This is a genomic window from Ramlibacter sp. (genome assembly GCF_028291745.1).
Taxonomy (GTDB): Bacteria; Pseudomonadota; Gammaproteobacteria; order Burkholderiales; family Burkholderiaceae_C; genus Ramlibacter.
Genome location: NZ_JAQGNQ010000031.1, coordinates 1 through 16,091, shown reverse-complemented (window position 1 = coordinate 16,091; position 16,091 = coordinate 1). Strand labels below are relative to the sequence as shown.

At 68.0% G+C, this 16,091-nt stretch carries 15 protein-coding genes; 8 read left to right on the top strand and 7 right to left on the bottom strand.

All coding sequences use genetic code 11. The features are described 5' to 3' along the window. Nucleotides 1-2 precede the first annotated feature (2 nt). The 7 genes from JWP60_RS05130 to JWP60_RS05100 are packed head-to-tail and all read left to right on the top strand — an operon-like array spanning nt 3 to nt 7,270. Entirely contained in the window at nt 3-971 is a 969-nt protein-coding gene (locus tag JWP60_RS05130) for a zinc-binding dehydrogenase (RefSeq protein ID WP_299787263.1), read from the top strand. Further along, the gene (locus tag JWP60_RS05125; protein WP_299787261.1) at nt 968-1,975 is read left to right on the top strand and encodes a Gfo/Idh/MocA family oxidoreductase; all 1,008 of its coding nucleotides are present in this window, start codon (nt 968-970) and stop codon (nt 1,973-1,975) included. The genes JWP60_RS05130 and JWP60_RS05125 overlap by 4 nt, the downstream gene beginning before the upstream one ends. Beyond that, the gene (locus JWP60_RS05120) at nt 1,965-3,086 is read left to right on the top strand and encodes a glycosyltransferase family 4 protein (RefSeq protein WP_299787258.1); all 1,122 of its coding nucleotides are present in this window, start codon (nt 1,965-1,967) and stop codon (nt 3,084-3,086) included. Before JWP60_RS05125 ends, JWP60_RS05120 begins: the two co-directional genes overlap by 11 nt. After that, nucleotides 3,077-4,198, top strand: a complete 1,122-nt coding sequence (locus JWP60_RS05115; RefSeq protein ID WP_299787255.1) for a glycosyltransferase — start codon at nt 3,077-3,079, stop codon at nt 4,196-4,198. Before JWP60_RS05120 ends, JWP60_RS05115 begins: the two co-directional genes overlap by 10 nt. 38 nt (nt 4,199-4,236) lie before the next feature. Beyond that, a complete protein-coding gene (locus tag JWP60_RS05110; RefSeq protein ID WP_299787252.1) occupies nt 4,237-5,331 on the top strand; it encodes a glycosyltransferase in 1,095 nt (364 codons plus the stop codon). After that, a complete protein-coding gene (locus JWP60_RS05105; protein WP_299787249.1) occupies nt 5,328-6,401 on the top strand; it encodes a glycosyltransferase in 1,074 nt (357 codons plus the stop codon). The genes JWP60_RS05110 and JWP60_RS05105 overlap by 4 nt, the downstream gene beginning before the upstream one ends. A gap of 23 nt (nt 6,402-6,424) precedes the next feature. Continuing rightward, a complete protein-coding gene (locus JWP60_RS05100; RefSeq protein ID WP_299787245.1) occupies nt 6,425-7,270 on the top strand; it encodes a TIGR04290 family methyltransferase in 846 nt (281 codons plus the stop codon). Between the two features lie 120 nt (nt 7,271-7,390). Here JWP60_RS05100 and JWP60_RS05095 read toward each other — a convergent pair whose 3' ends face one another. The 7 genes from JWP60_RS05095 to JWP60_RS05065 form a co-directional block, all read right to left on the bottom strand. Further along, entirely contained in the window at nt 7,391-8,494 is a 1,104-nt protein-coding gene (locus tag JWP60_RS05095) for a serine hydrolase (protein WP_299787242.1), read from the bottom strand. A gap of 95 nt (nt 8,495-8,589) precedes the next feature. Continuing rightward, a complete protein-coding gene (locus JWP60_RS05090) occupies nt 8,590-9,627 on the bottom strand; it encodes an adenosine deaminase (RefSeq protein WP_299787239.1) in 1,038 nt (345 codons plus the stop codon). A gap of 153 nt (nt 9,628-9,780) precedes the next feature. Continuing rightward, entirely contained in the window at nt 9,781-10,950 is a 1,170-nt protein-coding gene (locus JWP60_RS05085; RefSeq protein WP_299787236.1) for a BMP family ABC transporter substrate-binding protein, read from the bottom strand. 38 nt (nt 10,951-10,988) lie between these two features. Then, nucleotides 10,989-11,909, bottom strand: a complete 921-nt coding sequence (locus tag JWP60_RS05080) for an ABC transporter permease (protein ID WP_299787233.1) — start codon at nt 11,907-11,909, stop codon at nt 10,989-10,991. A 1-nt stretch (nt 11,910) separates the two neighbouring features. Continuing rightward, nucleotides 11,911-12,987: an ABC transporter permease gene (locus tag JWP60_RS05075; RefSeq protein WP_299787230.1), complete on the bottom strand. Its 1,077-nt coding sequence runs from the start codon at nt 12,985-12,987 to the stop codon at nt 11,911-11,913. Next, nucleotides 12,980-14,557 (bottom strand): ABC transporter ATP-binding protein, encoded by a 1,578-nt coding sequence (locus JWP60_RS05070; RefSeq protein ID WP_299787227.1) that lies wholly within the window; start codon nt 14,555-14,557, stop codon nt 12,980-12,982. The genes JWP60_RS05075 and JWP60_RS05070 overlap by 8 nt, the downstream gene beginning before the upstream one ends. A 136-nt stretch (nt 14,558-14,693) precedes the next feature. Continuing rightward, complete coding sequence (locus tag JWP60_RS05065) at nt 14,694-15,626, bottom strand: LysR family transcriptional regulator (protein WP_299787224.1); 933 nt, start codon at nt 15,624-15,626, stop codon at nt 14,694-14,696. A gap of 100 nt (nt 15,627-15,726) precedes the next feature. Between JWP60_RS05065 and JWP60_RS05060 the strand changes: the two genes are divergently transcribed. Then, on the top strand, nt 15,727-16,091 hold a 365-nt coding region (locus JWP60_RS05060), incomplete at its 3' end, for a 2Fe-2S iron-sulfur cluster-binding protein (RefSeq protein ID WP_299787221.1).

The window sequence follows — 16,091 nt, the reverse complement described above, 5'->3', positions numbered from 1 at the left end:
CGATGACGGTGGGACAGATGCAGGCAGCAGTGATTTCGGGGCCGCAACAGGCCTCTTTCCGGAGCATTGAACCGCCCGAGCCCGGGCCGGGGCAGATCCTGGTGCGCATGGAGGGCTCGGGCGTGTGCGCCTCGAGCCTGCCGCTGTGGGAAGGCCGCGAGTGGTTCACCTATCCGCAGCCCCCCGGCGCGCCGGGGCACGAAGGATGGGGGCGCGTCGCGGCCCTTGGCCAAGGCGTCACGGGCCTGAAGGAAGGCGACCGCATCGCGGCGCTGAGCTACCGCGCGCATGCCGAGTACGACATCGCCGAGGCGAAAGCCGTGCTCAAGCTGCCGGATAGGCTTGCCGATACCGCGGTGCTGGGCGAGCCGCTGGGTTGCGCGACCAACATCTTCCAGCGCGCCGACATCAAGGCGGGCCAGACGGTGGCCATCGTCGGCATCGGCTTCCTGGGCGCCCTGCTCACGCAACTGGCCAAGCATGCGGGCGCGCGGGTGATCGCGCTGTCGCGCCGTCCCTTTTCGCTGGAGTTCGCGCAGCAGGCGGGTGCCGACCACACGCTGCTGCTGGACGACCACTGGAAGATCCTCGAGAAGGTGAAAGCCCTCACCGACGGCAAGTGGTGCGAACGCGTGATCGAGTGCGCCGGCCTCCAATGGCCGCTGGACCTCGCCGGCGAGATGACGGCGGAGCGCGGTCGGCTCGTGATTGCCGGCTACCACCAGGACGGCCTGCGCCAGGTGAACCTGCAACTGTGGAACTGGCGCGGCATCGACGTGATCAACGCGCACGAGCGCGACCCCCAGGCCTATGTCGATGGCATGAAGCGCGCGGTCGACTGGATGACGCAGGGGATCATGGACCCGACGCCGCTCTACACGCACCGGCTGCCGCTCGACCGGCTGGGCGAGGCACTGGAACTCACGCGCACCCGCCCCGATGGATTCATGAAGGCCCTCGTCACGACATGACCGCCACGCAGAACAACAACGACCTTCCCCGCCTCGGCTTTCTGGGCCTGGGCTGGATCGGGCAGCACCGCATGCAGGCGCTGCTCGCTGAAAAAGCTTGCACCGTCGCGGCCATCGCCGATCCTTCGCCCGAAGTGCGCGAACGCGTGCAGCCGCTGGTGCCGCAAGCGGCCGTGGCCGGCACGCTGGACGAACTGTTGCAGCACGATCTCGATGGCATCGTGATCGCCACGCCCAGCGCCCTGCATGCGCAGCAGGCGCTCGCCGCGTTGCAGCGCGGGCTGCCAGTGTTCTGCCAGAAGCCGCTGGCCCGCACCGCCGCCGAGAACGCGGCCATCGTCGAAGCAGCGCGCAAGGCGGACCTGCTGCTCGGATGCGACCTGTCCTATCGCTACACCGACGCCATGCGGCGCATCCGCAATGCGGTGGTGGAGGGCGAGCTGGGCCAGGTCTACGCCGCCGACCTCGTCTTCCACAACGCGTATGGCCCGGACAAGTCCTGGGCGAAAGACCCCGCGCTCGCCGGCGGCGGTTGCGCCATCGACCTGGGCATCCACCTGGTCGACCTGGCGCTGTGGACGCTGGGCTTTCCGCAGGTGGAGCGCGTCACGAGCCGCCTCTACGCGCAGGGCCAGCTGCTGGCGCCGAACGCCAACGCGGTCGAAGACTACGCCGTGGCGCAACTGGAACTCGCCGGCGGCGCCGTGGTGCGCATCGCCTGCTCGTGGAACTGCTCCACCGGGCGCGACGCGATCATCGAGGCGCACTTCCACGGCAGCAAGGCCGGCGCCGCGATGAGCAACGTCGACGGCTCGTTCTACGACTTCGCGGCCGCGCGCTTCAACGGCACCCAGCGCACGCCCCTGGCCGATCCGCCGGACGCCTGGGGCGGCCGCGCGATCGTCGACTGGGCCAGGCGCCTGGCCGGCGGTGCCCGCTACGACAGGCAGATCGAGACCATCGTGCAGGTCGCCTCGGTCCTGGATCGCATCTATGGGCGGTGACCGTGCGCCGCGGGTCCTGCTGACCGCGGACACCGTCGGCGGAGTCTGGACCTATGCCGTCGAACTGGCGCGTGAACTCGCTGCGCGTGGCGTGCAGATCGCGCTCGCCACGATGGGGGGGCCGCTGTCGGCCGCACAGCGCGCGCAAATTGCGCACCTGAGCGGCGTCACCGTCTTCGATGGCGGCTACCGGCTGGAGTGGATGCAGGACTGCTGGCAGCACGTGCAGGCCGCGGGCGAATGGCTGCTGCACCTGGAGCGCGAATTCCAGCCGGACGTGGTGCACCTGAACCAGTTCGCCTTCGGCGCGCTGCCCTTTGCCGCACCCACGCTGGTGGTCGCGCATTCGTGCGTGCTGTCGTGGTGGCGCGCTGTGCATGGCGAAGACGCTCCGCGGGAGTGGGACCGCTATCGCGACACGGTGCAGGCGGGCCTGCAAGGCGCCGGCCTGGTCGCGGCACCTACGCACGCCATGCTCGCCACGCTCGCCGACCACTACGGCCTGCGCGAAGCGGGCCTGGTGCTCCCCAACGGCGCGAGCGCTGCGGCCTTCGCACCCACGCGCAAACAGCACGTCGTGCTGGCTGCCGGCCGCTTCTGGGACGCGGCCAAGAACCTCGCTGCCCTGGAAGCCGTCGCACCCGATCTGCCCTGGCCGGTGCGCATCGCCGGCGCGGCGCAGCACCCCGATGGCGGCGCAGTGTTGCCGCAAGGCGTGCAGTGCCTGGGCCAGCTCGCGCGCGATGAACTTGCCGGCCAGTTCGCCGTTGCCTCGATCTACGCACTGCCTGCCCGCTACGAGCCTTTCGGCTTGTCGGTGCTGGAAGCGGCCCTGAGCGGCTGCGCGCTGGTGCTGGGCGACATCGCCAGCCTGCGCGAGACCTGGGGCACGGCCGCGACTTACGTGGCCCCTGACGACCACGAAGCCTTGCGGGCGACGCTGCAGCGCCTGATCGCCCAGCCCGCCGAGCGCGAGCGCCTGGCGCAGGCCGCGCTGGCTCGCGCCCGCCATTTCACGCCGGCCCGCATGGCCGACAGCTATCTCGCCGCGTACGCGCGCCTCGCACCGCGCTTTGCCAACAGCACCCCGGAGGAATTCGCTTGCGCGTAGTCATCTTCTGCCATTCGCTGGTCTCGGACTGGAACCACGGCAACGCGCATTTCCTGCGCGGCGTCTGCACGGACCTGATCGCGCGCGGCCACGACGTGCAGGTGTACGAGCCGGTTGATGCCTGGAGCGTCACCAATCTCCTTGCCGAACATGGCCGCGCGCCGCTCCAAGGCTTCGCCCGCGCCTATCCGACCTTGCGCAGCACGCAATACCACGCGGCCACTCTGGGCCTCGACGCGGCGCTGGCCGACGCCGACCTCGTGCTGGTGCACGAATGGAGCGAGCATGCGCTGGTGCAGCGCATCGGCGAGCACCGCCGCGCCAACGGCCACTACAAGCTGCTGTTCCACGACACGCACCACCGCGCCGTGACCGCGCCCGAGAGCATGGCGGCCTACGACCTGCGCCATTACGACGGCGTGCTGGCCTTCGGCAGTGCCATCCGCGACCTCTATCGCGCCCGCGGCTGGTGCGAGCGCGCCTGGACCTGGCACGAGGCGGCCGACCACCGCGTGTTCCATCCCGTGCCGGCCGCGGAGCGCGCGGCCGACCTGGTCTGGATCGGCAACTGGGGCGACGACGAGCGCACCGCGGAGCTGCACGAGTTCCTGCTGGAACCGGTGAAGGCACTGCACCTGAAGGCGTGCATCCACGGCGTGCGTTATCCGCAGCACGCGCTCGCTGCGCTGGCCGATGCCGGGATCGAGTACGCCAATTGGCTGCCCAATTACGAGGCGCCGAACGTCTTCGCGCGCTACGGCGTGACCGTGCACGTGCCGCGCCGGCCTTATGTGCAGGCCCTGCCCGGCATCCCCACGATCCGGGTCTTCGAAGCGCTGGCGTGCGGCATCCCCCTGGTCTCGGCGCCCTGGGACGACTGCGAAGGCCTGTTCGAGCCGGGCTCGGATTTCCTGGTTGCGCGTGACGGCGCGCAAATGCGCGAGCAGCTGCGTGCCGTGTTGCACGAGCCGCAGCTCGCACGCTCGCTGGCCGAACACGGACGCAAGACCATCCTCGCGCGCCACACCTGCGCGCACCGCGTCGACGAACTGCTGGACATCTACGCCGAACTCGTGCCGGGCGAGACGCAGCCAGACCGCATCGACGCCTGAGCGCACGAACAGCCAACAACGAAGGGAGTGCAGGAACAATGAAGATCGCGTTTTTCGGGTCCAGCCTGGTGTCTGCCTACTGGAACGGGGCGGCCACCTATTACCGCGGCATCGTGCGCGCGATGCACGAGCGCGGCCACCAGGTCACCTTCTACGAGCCCGATGCCTTCGACCGGCAGAAGCACCGCGACATCGCCGACCCGGACTGGGCCAAGGTGGTCGTCTACTGCGCGCAGTCCGAAGACGAAGTGCTGCGCACCGTGCAGCATGCGCGCGGGGCTGACCTGGTCGTCAAGGCCAGCGGCGTGGGCGTGTACGACGAGTTGCTCGAACGCGCGGTGCTGGACCTGCAAGCGCCGGGCACGCTGGTGGCGTTCTGGGACGTCGACGCGCCGGCCACGCTGGACCGCGTGCATGGCAATGCGGCCGATGGCTTCCGCCCGCTGATTCCGCGCTACGACATCGTGCTGACCTACGGCGGCGGCGAGCCGGTGCGCCAGGCCTACCTGGGTCTCGGCGCGCGCGACTGCGTGCCGATCTACAACGCGCTGGATCCGAGCACGCACTACCCGGTGCCGCCCGAGCCGCGGTTCGACTGCGACCTGGGCTTCCTGGGCAACCGCCTGCCCGATCGCGAGGCGCGCGTGGAGGAGTTCTTCCTGCGGGCCGCGGCGCAACTGCCGGATCGCAAGATGCTGCTGGGTGGCAGCGGCTGGGGCGACAAGAACATGCCGCCCAACGTGCACTACCTGGGGCACGTCTACACCGCCGACCACAACGCCTTCAACTGCACGCCGCGCGCGGTGCTGAACGTCAGCCGCGAGAGCATGGCGCGTTACGGCTTCTCGCCGGCCACGCGCGTGTTCGAGGCGGCCGGCGCCGCCGCCTGCCTGATCACCGATGCCTGGGAAGGGCTGGAACTGTTCTTCGAGCCGGGCCGGGAAGTGCTGGTCGCCAGGAGCGGCGACGAGGTGGCGCGGCACGTGCGCACGCTCGCTGCCAGCCATGCCCGCGAGATCGGCCAGGCCGCGTTGCGGCGCGTGCTGTCCGAGCACACCTATGCCCATCGCGCGGCACAGCTGGATGCGGTGCTGCAAGGCTGCCAGGCGGCGTCGGCACTGGAGGCCGCATGAAGATCGTCATCCTGGGTCTGTCCATCACCTCGTCGTGGGGCAACGGCCACGCGACCACCTACCGCGGGCTCGTGCGCGAACTGGCCAGGCGCGGGCATGAGCTGCTGTTCCTCGAACGCGACGTGCCCTGGTACGCCTGCAGCCGCGACCTGGCCGATCCGCCCTATGGCACCACCCGCCTGTACGCCAGCTTCGATGAATTGCGCGAGCGGTACGGCGAGGAAGTGCGCAGCGCCGATCTCGTGATCGTGGGCTCCTACGTGCCTGAGGGCGTGCGCGTGGGCGACTGGGTGCAGCAAGAGGCCGAGGGCATCAAGGCCTTCTACGACATCGACACGCCGGTGACGCTGGCCAAGATGGCGCGCGGCGACTTCGAGTACCTGAACCCGCGCCAGATCCCGGGCTACGACTTGTACCTGTCCTTCACCGGCGGCCCGACGCTCAAGCGGCTGGAGGGCGAATTCGGATCGCCGTGCGCGCGCGCCCTGTATTGCTCCTTCGACCCCGAGTTGTACTACCCCGAGCCCACCGAGCTGCAGTGGGACCTGGGCTACATGGGGACCTACAGCGACGACCGCCAGCCGAGCGTCAAGGCCTTCCTGCTGGAACCCGCGCGCCAGTACTCGCAGGGACGCTTCATCGTCGCCGGACCGCAGTATCCGGAGACGGACAGCTGGCCCGCCAACGTGGTGCACCAGCCGCACCTGCCGCCGGCGGAGCATCGCCGCTTCTACAACAGCCAGCGCTTCACGCTGAACGTGACGCGCAAGGACATGATCGCCGCCGGCTGGTCCCCCAGCGTGCGCCTGTTCGAGGCCGCGGCCTGCGGCACGCCCATCATCAGCGACCGTTGGACCGGCATCGAGTCGCTGCTGGTGCCGCACCAGGAAATCCTGCTGGTGGACCGCACGCCGGACGTGCTGGACATCCTGGAACGCTGCGGCGAGGACGAGCGCCTGCGGATGGCCGAACGGGCGCGCCATCGCATCCTGGCGGAACACACCGCCGCGCACCGCGCCGAGGAAGTGGAGAGCCACGCGCTGGCACTTGCGAGCGGCGTGGCCGCCTGATGTCCGACACGGGAGACAAGAACATGGCAGAAAAGATTCAGGACCCGGCAGAACTGCAGCACGAGATAGCCGCGCTCGGCCCCTGGTTTCACAACCTGCACCTGCCCGGTGGCGTGCAGACGGTGCCCGATCACTTCATCGGTGGCGACTTTCCGAGCTTCAAGTGGGAGCAGATCCGCGAGCACGTGCCGCAGGACCTGAGCGGCTGGCGCGTGCTGGACGTCGGCTGCAACGCGGGCTTCTACACCTTCGAGCTCGCGCGCCGCGGCGCCTCGGTGGTGGCCATCGACATGGAGCCGCTGTACCTGGAGCAGGCGCGCTGGGCCGCCCGGCAATACGGCCTGCAGGACCGCGTCGAATTCCGCGAACAGCAGGTCTACGACCTGGCGCGCAGCAACGAGCAGTTCGACCTGGTGTGGTTCATGGGCGTGTTCTATCACCTGCGCTATCCGCTGCTGGCGCTGGACATCCTGGCCCAGCGCACGCGCCGCATGATGGTCTTCCAGACGCTGTCGATGCCCGGCGAGGAGGTGTACCCCGACACCGCAGATCACCCGATCACCGAGCGCGAGCCGCTGCTGGATCCCGGCTGGCCCAAGATGGCCTTCATCGAGCACAAGTTCTCCGGCGACCCCACGAACTGGTGGGTGCCCAATCACGCGGGCATCGAAGCCATGCTGCGCTCCGCGGGCCTGCGCGTGACCACGCGACCGGCCGGGGAGATCTACGTCTGCGTGCCGAACGCGGAGACGGCGGCCTGGCAGTGGGATACGCAGTTGCAGTCGGTGGTAGGGGCGCGTGGGATTGCGGCCGCCGCGGCAGAAGCGGCTCCCACCACGAGCAACATCTCGGAGACGGCCGCCGTTTAGCGGGCAGCAGCGGGGCTCCCGCTATCTGGCGCCCGCAGACGGCCCAATGACCTTTCCGCTGATCGCGTCGATCACGGCAATTTCGGTGCAACCCGTTCCGCACGCCCAGGTGGCTTTGGCCTAGCCCTCACCCGGCCCCTTGGCGGTCACGGCCATGTGCTCGCTCAACCACCTTTTCACCAGCTGCGCATCCTTGATCCGGCTGAAGGTGCTCGCGGAATCGAGCAGCACCATGATCACCTTGCGGCCCATCACCTTGGTCTGCACCAGGATGCATTGGCCGGCTTCGCGGATGTAGCCGGTCTTCTGCAGGCCGATAGTCCACTGGCCTTCGCGCACCAGGCGGTTGGTGTTGATGTACTTCAGCGTTCCCTTGCCGGAGGCCAGCTGGTAGCCCGGCGAGGTGCTGTACTGGCGCAGCAGCGGCCGCTCGTAGGCGGCGTCGGCCAGCACGGCCAGGTCGCGCGCCGTGGAATGGTTGGCGCTCGAAAGACCAGTGGGTTCCACGTAATGCGTCTGCGCCATCCCGAGCTGACGGGCGACGTTGTTCATCGCGCTGACGAAGGCGCTCTCGCCGCCGGGATAGGTGCGCGCCAGCGCGTGCGCCGCGCGGTTCTCGCTGGCCATCAGCGCCAGGTGCAGGGCCTGCGTGCGCGTCAACACGGTGCCCACGGGCAGGTGCGAACTGCTGAACTTCAACCGGTCGACGTCGGCGTCAGTGATGGTGATGCTTTCATCCATCGGCAACTGCGCCTCGGCGATGACCATGCCGGTCATGAGCTTGGTCAGCGATGCGATCGGACGCACCTCGCTGTCGTTCACGCCCAGCAGGACCTTGCCGCTGTCCTGGTCCACCACGTAGGCAACGCTGGCCTTCAGGACGGGCTTGCCGTCGACGAGCTGCAGAGGCTCGGGCGCGGGCGGCGCGGTGTGCCTGGCGGCGACCACCACCTTGGCCTGCCTGCCAGCGGCAACGCGGGCGGAGCCGCGTTGCGCTTTCGCGCTGGCGTGGCGGTGCGTCGCGGCGCCCGGCGCGACGTGGTGCTTGGCCGCGACCCGCGCCGTGGCGTGAGACTTTTTCACGGCGGCGTGCTGGTGCGCGTGTGCCGGCGCGGCCAGTGCCTCGGCGGTGGGCACCAGCGCGGAGAAGAGTGCCAGCACGGCAGCGGCGACGCTGCTGCGGACGATGGCGATCGGAAACTGCCTTGTCGGATAAAACCTCATGCCTGTGTAGGGCGCGGGCGGGCAGGTAAGTTCCCGGCATAGGCGAATCGGTGTGCAAGACGCGCGGGCTGGGTGCGGCTAAGCCGCAGGCCGCGCTAGGCAAACGCGGCGAACGTTGCGTCCACGCGCTCGACGTAGCTTTGCTTTGCCGACCCGTCGGCGAAACTCCCCTCGAAGCTGTTGCGGGCCAGGCGATACGCATGCTGCGCGTCCAGGCCCGTCGCCGCAAAGGTCTGCACGAAGTTCTCGTTCAGGTAACCGCCAAAGTACGCAGGGTCGTCGGAGTTCACCGTCGCCAGCAAGCCGCCATCGAGCAGCTCGCGCAGGTTGTGCTGGGCCAGGTCGGGGAAGACGCAGAGCTTCAGGTTGGACAAGGGGCACACCGTCAACGGGATGCGGTCCTGCGCCAGCCGCTTCATCAGCGCCGGATCCTTCGCGGACTGCACGCCGTGGTCGATGCGTTCCACCTTCAGCACGTCGAGCGCGGCCCACACATAGGCCGGCGGCCCCTCTTCGCCCGCATGCGCGACCAGGTGCAAGCCATGACGGCGGCATTGTGCAAAGACGCGCGCGAACTTCTCGGGCGGGTGGCCGAGTTCGCTGGAGTCGAGCCCCACGCCGATGAACTTGTCGCGATACGGCAGCGCCTGCTCGAACGTGCGGAAGGCGTCCTCCTCGCTCAGGTGGCGCAGGAAGCACAGGATCAATTCGGCATCGACGCCGAGCTGCTTCGCGTCGACGCAGGCGCGATGCAGGCCGGAGATGACGGTTTCCATCGCCACGCCGCGCGCGGTATGTGTCTGCGGGTCGAAGAAGATTTCGGCGCGCAGCACGTTCTCGGCCGCCGCGCGTTGCAGGTAGGCCCAGGCCATGTCGTAGAAGTCCTGCGCCTGCAGCAGCACGCTGGCGCCCGCGTAGTAGATGTCGAGAAAGCTTTGCAGGTTGCTGAAGGCGTAGGCGCGCCGCAATTCCTCCACCCCGGCATAAGGCAGCGCCACGCCATTGCGCTGCGCCAGCGCGAAGATCAATTCCGGCTCGAGCGAGCCCTCGATGTGGATGTGCAGTTCGGCCTTGGGCATGGCCGCCAGCAAGGCCGGCAAGCGCTCGCGCGCGATGGGGGGAATGGGGTTCATCGGCAGACTCCGAAATAGATCATCGCGTGGTGGCGTTGCCTTTGCGGATGTCATTGCGGGTCAAGCCCGCAATGACATCCACTGCAACGTGCCCCCATGCCGCACATGAAAAAAGGCCGCGCACGCGCGGCCCCTTGCATGCACGGCGCGCGCTTACTTGCTGGCGCCCGGCACCTTGCCTTCCACGCCCTTGACGAAGAAGTTGATGCCGCCCAGGAACTTGTCGTCGGCGACGGCGTCCTTGGCCAGGATCTCCTTGCCGGTGTTGTCCACCAGCGGTCCCTTCCAGATCACCAGGCTGCCGTCCTTCAGGCCGGCCTTCACCTGGTCGAGTTTCTGCTTGGCGGTGTCGGGCACATCCGCGGCGAGCGAGACGAAGTCGATCGCGCCTTCCTTCACGCCCCACCAGCTCTGGCCGGTGGTCCAGGTGTTGTTCAGGGCGTCGTTGATCGCCTTGCGGTAGTACGGAGTCCAGTTGATCACCGCGGAACCCAGGTGCGCCTTGGGACCGTAGTTGCTCATGTCGCTGTCCCAGCCGAAGGCGCGCTTGCCCATCTTCTCGGCGGTCTGCAGCACGGCCGACGAGTCGGTGTTCTGCATCAGGATGTCGGCGCCGCCGTTGATCAGGGAGGTGGCCGCTTCGGTTTCCTTGGGCGGATTGAACCAGTCGCCCACCCACACCACGCGCGTCTTGATCTTCGGGTTCACCGACTGCGCGCCCAGCGTGAAGCTGTTGATGTTGCGCACCACTTCGGGGATCGGCACCGAGCCGACGACGCCGATCGTGTTGGTCTTGGTCATGCTGCCCGCGATCACGCCCGCCATGTACGCGCCTTCGTAGGTGCGGCTGTCGTACGTGCGCATGTTGTCGGCCGTCTTGTAGCCGGTGGCATGCTCGAACTTCACGTCCTTGCTGTCGGCCGCGACCTTGAGCATCGGCTCCATGTAGCCGAAGGTGGTGCCGAAGATCAGCTTGTTGCCCTGGGCCACCATGTCGCGCATCACGCGCTCGGCGTCGGCGCCCTCGGGCACCTTCTCGACGAAGCTGGTCTCGATCTTGTCGCCGAACTCCTGCTGCACCGCCTTGCGCGCGTTGTCGTGCGCGAAGGTCCAGCCGCCGTCGCCCACCGGGCCGACGTAGGCGAAGGCAACTTTCAGTTTCTGCGCGGCCGCAGGCGCGGGCGCCGAGGCGGCGGCGACGGGAGCCGGTGCGGGTGCCGGAGCGGGAGCCGGTGTCTCCTGCTTGCTGCAGGCAGCGAGGCCCGCCACGGCGGCCGCCAGCGCGGCGGCCTGCAGCAGGGTACGTTTCTTCAGGTCGGTCATTCCGGGTCCTTCTCCGAGGTGATCTCTGTAAACGGCGATTATGTGCCGGGATAAAACGGCTTACCCAGCGAGGCCGGCATGTTGACGCGGATCCAGGCCGGGTTGCGCGAGATCAGCGCCAGCACCACGATGGTTGCCACGTACGGAAGCATGTTGAGGACTTCGCTGGGGATGTCCACGCCCCTGCCCTGCAAGTGGAACTGCAGCATGGTGACGCCGCCGAACAGGTAAGCACCTAGCAACACGCGTGCCGGACGCCAGGTGGCGAAGGTGGTGAGGGCCAGCGCGATCCAGCCCTTGCCCGCCACCATGCCTTCCACCCAGAGCGGCGTATAGACGATGGAGATGTACGCGCCCGACAGTCCGCACAGCGCCCCGCCTGCGATCACCGCCAGCAGCCGGATGCGCCGCACCGGATAGCCCAGGGCATGCGCCGACTCGGGCGACTCGCCCACCGAACGCAGCACCAGGCCGGCGCGCGAGCGATAGAGAAACCACACCAGCCAGCCCACCAGCGCGATCGCCAGATAGACCATCGGATGCTGGCGAAACAGCGCCGGCCCCAGCACCGGGATGTCTCCCAGCAGCGGCACCGAGAAGTGCGGCCGCTCCGGCAGTTTCTCCTGCACGTACTTGATGCCGGCAAAGGCGGAGAAGCCGGCGCCGAACAGGCTGAGCGCCAGCCCCGTGGCGTACTGGTTGGTGTTCATCCAGATCACCAGCACCCCGAAGGCCGCGGCCAGCAAGGCGCCCGCGCCCATGCCCGCCAGGAATCCGATGGTGTCGCTGCCCGTATGCACCACGGCGGCAAAACCGGCAATGGCCGAACAGAGCATCATGCCCTCGGCCCCGAGATTGACGATGCCGGACTTCTCGTTGATCAACAGCCCCAGGGCGGCAATCGCCAGCACGGTGCCGGCATTGAGCATCGAGGCGAACAGCAGTGCGTACTGGTCCATTTCAGGCCTTGGCGGGGGCGGCTGCGGGCAGGAAGCGCAGGCGATAGACCATCAGCGTGTCGCACGCCAGCAGCGTGAACAGCAGCAGGCCCTGGAACACGCCGGTCAGCGACTTGGGCAGGCCCAGGCGCGACTGCGCGAGTTCGCCGCCGATGTAGAACATGCTCATGAGAATCGCCGAGAACACCATGCCGACCGGATGCAGTCGGCCGACGAAAGCCACGATGATCGCGGCGAACCCGTAGCCTGCGGGCACGTAAGGCGTGAGCTGGCCGAGCGGGCCGGCCACTTCGAGCGCGCCAGCCAATCCGGCCGCGCCGCCAGAAATCAGCAGTGCGGTCCACAAGGCCTTGCGCGAGGAGAAGCCGGCATAGCGCGCGGCCGCCGGTGCCAGCCCGCCCACCTGCTGGGCGAAACCGGCGCGCGTGCGGAACAGGAAGACCCACAGCGCCGCGACTCCGGCCAGTGCGATCAGCACGCCGATATTCACGCGCGAGCCGGCGATCAGTTTCGGGATCTGCGTGACGGCCTCGAAGGTCTTGGTCTGCGGGAAGTTGTAGCCTTGCGGGTCCTTCCAGGGACCGATCACCAGGTAGTTCAGGACCAGCGTGCCGACGTAGACCAGCATCAGGCTCACGAGGATCTCGTTGGCATTGAACTTGTCGCGCAGGAAGGCGGTGAGCCCGGCCCAGGCCATGCCACCGAGCACACCCGCCAGCAGGATCGCGATCACGATCAGGCGGCTCGTGTCCTTGCCCGCGAGCAGCGCGACGCCGCCGGCCGCCACGGCCCCGATCACGAACTGTCCTTCGGCGCCGATGTTCCACACGTTCGAGCGAAAGCACACCGCCAGCCCCAGCGCGATGATCAGGAGTGGCGTGGCCTTCACCAGCAATTCGCCGATGCGGTAGCCCGAGCTGATCGGCTCCCAGAAGAACACCTGCAGCGCCTTGACCGGGTCCTTGCCCAGCACGACGAACAGGATCGCCCCCAGCACCACGGTGATGACCAGCGCCAGCAAGGGCGAAGCGATGCCCCAGAAGCGCGAGGCCTCGGGTCTTGGTTCGAGCTTAAGCATTCTTGCCTTCCTCCCTCTCCCTCTGGGAGAGGGTTGGGGTGAGGGCCGACGGCGCTTGTTCGCGCAACGGCTTCACCACCCACAGCCCACTCATCCACTCACCGATCTGCGTGACAGTGGCACGCGCTCGATCCACCGACGGCGACAGCCGCCCCTTGGCGATCACATGCAGCCGGTCGCTGATCTCGAACAGCTCATCGAGCTCCTCCGACACCACCAGCACCGCGCAGCCGGCGTCGCGCAGCGCGAGGATCTCGCCACGGATCTGCGCCGCCGCGCCGACATCCACGCCCCAGGTCGGTTGCGACACGATCAGCAGCTTCGGATTGGCATCGATCTCGCGGCCGACGATGAACTTCTGCAGGTTGCCGCCGGAAAGCGAGCGCGCCGCTGCATCGGGCCCACCCGCTTTCACGTTGAAGCGCTTGATGATGTCGGCGGCCTGCGCCCGCAGCTTGCGCGGGGAGATCCAGCCGCTGCGCGCCACCGAGTCGGTGCGCGTGAGCAGCAGGTTGTGTGCGAGCCCCAGCGATGGCACGGCGCCTCGGCCCAGTCTTTCCTCGGGGACGAAGTGCAGGCCGAGGTGGCGCCGCTGCGCGGGACCGAGTCGGCCGGCGGGCTTGCCAGCCACCTGGATCATGTCCGCCGCGGCGCGCCGGTCCTCGCCCGAAAGCGCGAACAACAGCTCGCGCTGGCCATTGCCCGAAACGCCGGCGATGCCCACCACCTCGCCCGCGCGCACGTCGAAGGAGATGTGATCGAGGTCGTGGCCGAACTGGTCCTCGCGCGCCAGCGCCAGGTCGTGCACGCGCAGCACGACCTCGCCCGGCGTGCGTGCGTGGTGTTCGAGTTGCGGCGGCTCGGCGCCGATCATCAGGCGCGAGAGCGAGGCATTGCTCTCGCGGCGCGGATCGGCCACCCCCGTCACCTTGCCCCCGCGCAGCACCGTGCAGGCCGTGCACAGCTCGCGGATCTCGTGCAGCTTGTGGCTGATGTAGAGGATGCTGCAGCCTTCGCTGGCCAGCTGCTTGAGCACCACGAACAGCTTCTCCACCGCCTGCGGTGTCAGCACCGAAGTGGGCTCGTCGAGGATCAGGAGCTTGGGGCTGGTGAGCAGGGCGCGGATGATCTCCACGCGCTGCCTCTCGCCCACCGAGAGCGTGTGCACGGGCCGCGAGGGGTCCACGTCAAGCCCGTACTCCTGCGCCTTCGCCGTGATGCTGTGCGTCACCTGGTTCAGGGTGAGGCTCTTGTCCAGGCCCAGCCACACGTTCTCGGCCACCGTGAGCGTGTCGAACAGGCTGAAGTGCTGGAACACCATGCTGATGCCCAGCGCCCGCGCTTCCTGCGGATTGCGGATGTGGACCGGCTGCCCGTTGAACATCACGCTGCCCTCGTCGGGTTTGACGGAGCCGTAGATGATCTTCATCAGCGTGGACTTGCCGGCGCCGTTCTCGCCCAGCACCGCATGGGTCTCCCCGGGCTGGACCGTCAAGGAGACGTCGCTGTTGGCCACCACGGCGGGATAGCGCTTGGTGATGTGCGCGAGTTGCAGTCGTGGGACGCTCACCGTGGTCTCCAATGGCCTGCATGGATGTCATCCCGGCCTTGAGCCGGGATCCATGCTGCGCTTGATTCGCCGCCGCCTGGATTGCGGGTCAAGCCCGCAATGACATCCGGGACATCCTTCATGCTTGTCCGGTGGCTCATGCCGCCCTCAGCGAAGCAGCCACCTGCTTCACCCGATCGCGCAGCCACCGGCTCGCCGCCGATTGGTGCGTGCGTTCGTGCCACAGCTGGTAGTACACGAGTTCGGGAAAGGGGATGGGGCATTCGAGGATCTGCACCGGCAGCACGCTTGCATAGCGCTCGCAGAACTGGCGGCCGGTGGTCAGCACCAGCAAGCTCGATGCCACCGTCCGCGGCAGCAGGCCGAAGTGCGGGCAGCGGGCGGTGATGTTGCGCGCCAGGCCCAGGCCTTCGAGGTATTCGTCGATCACGCCGCGCGCACCCGGATGCGTCGGCGTCGGCGCGATGTGTTCGCATTCGAGCCAGCTTTGCGCGGTCCAACCGCGCTTGACCGCCGGATGATCGCGCGCCACCAGGCACACGATCTGGTCGGAGAACAGCTTCGCCTGGTGCAGTTCCTCGGGCGGCTTGAGCCAGTTGCCCACCACCACGTCGATGGCGCCCTGCGCCAGTTGCGCGTGGTAGTCCGACGCCGCGGACAAGGGCAGGATCTCGATCTGGCTGTGCGGCGCCTGCGCCTTCACCTGCGAGATCAGCAGCGGCAGGAACTGCGGGTCGAGGTAATCGGCGGCGGCGACGCGGAAGGTGGTGGCCGCGGTCTGCGGCGCGAAGCCGCGCGCGTCGGAGAACAGCATCTCGGCGGCACGGAGGATGCTAGCGCTGGGATCGACCATGCGCAGTCCCGCATCCGTAGGCACCATCCCGGCGCCCGAACGCACCAGAAGGGGATCCCCCGACAGCTCCCGCAGTCGCTTGAGGGCGGCCGACACCGCAGGCTGGTACATGCCCAGCTTGAGGGCGGCGCGGGAGACACTGCGTTCGGTCAACACGGTATGCAAGACCCTGATCAAGTGGAGGTCGATCTTGTCGAAAAGCGCCTGGTCTCTCATACCGTTGCCTGCATCCCGCCCATAACACCGCCCATATGCATGGCCCGAGGGTCTCCCTCTAACCTCGGTGCACTCCTGGAATGGACCCATACTGAATCGCATGGAATCGAAGACGATCCGATTTGTCCGGCGTGGCGAACTCGTCAGCCTGGTCAATGTACCACCCGACCGCACGCTGCTGGAGGTGCTGCGCGAGGATCTCGCCTGCACCGGCACCAAGGAAGGCTGCGGCGAAGGCGACTGCGGCGCCTGCACCGTGGTGCTGGGCGAAGCCGACAACGGCGCCATCCGCTACCGCGCCATCAACAGCTGCATCCGGCTGGCCCATTCGATTGACGGCATGGCGTTGTGGACGGTCGAGGACATTGCCCAGCCGGACGGCACACTGCACCCGGCGCAGCAGGCGATGGTGGACCACCATGCGTCGCAATGCGGCTTTTGCACGCCCGGCTTTGTGATGAGCCT

Bases quoted from the DNA above. Each gene is read 5' to 3' on its own strand.
- JWP60_RS05130 (WP_299787263.1), top strand. From the start codon at position 3: ATGACGGTGGGACAGATGCAGGCAGCAGTGATTTCGGGGCCGCAACAG.
- JWP60_RS05125 (WP_299787261.1), top strand. From the start codon at position 968: ATGACCGCCACGCAGAACAACAACGACCTTCCCCGCCTCGGCTTTCTG.
- JWP60_RS05120 (WP_299787258.1), top strand. From the start codon at position 1,965: ATGGGCGGTGACCGTGCGCCGCGGGTCCTGCTGACCGCGGACACCGTC.
- JWP60_RS05110 (WP_299787252.1), top strand. From the start codon at position 4,237: ATGAAGATCGCGTTTTTCGGGTCCAGCCTGGTGTCTGCCTACTGGAAC.
- JWP60_RS05105 (WP_299787249.1), top strand. From the start codon at position 5,328: ATGAAGATCGTCATCCTGGGTCTGTCCATCACCTCGTCGTGGGGCAAC.
- JWP60_RS05100 (WP_299787245.1), top strand. From the start codon at position 6,425: ATGGCAGAAAAGATTCAGGACCCGGCAGAACTGCAGCACGAGATAGCC.
- JWP60_RS05095 (WP_299787242.1), bottom strand. From the start codon at position 8,494: ATGAGGTTTTATCCGACAAGGCAGTTTCCGATCGCCATCGTCCGCAGC.
- JWP60_RS05090 (WP_299787239.1), bottom strand. From the start codon at position 9,627: ATGAACCCCATTCCCCCCATCGCGCGCGAGCGCTTGCCGGCCTTGCTG.
- JWP60_RS05085 (WP_299787236.1), bottom strand. From the start codon at position 10,950: ATGACCGACCTGAAGAAACGTACCCTGCTGCAGGCCGCCGCGCTGGCG.
- JWP60_RS05080 (WP_299787233.1), bottom strand. From the start codon at position 11,909: ATGGACCAGTACGCACTGCTGTTCGCCTCGATGCTCAATGCCGGCACC.
- JWP60_RS05075 (WP_299787230.1), bottom strand. From the start codon at position 12,987: ATGCTTAAGCTCGAACCAAGACCCGAGGCCTCGCGCTTCTGGGGCATC.
- JWP60_RS05065 (WP_299787224.1), bottom strand. From the start codon at position 15,626: ATGAGAGACCAGGCGCTTTTCGACAAGATCGACCTCCACTTGATCAGG.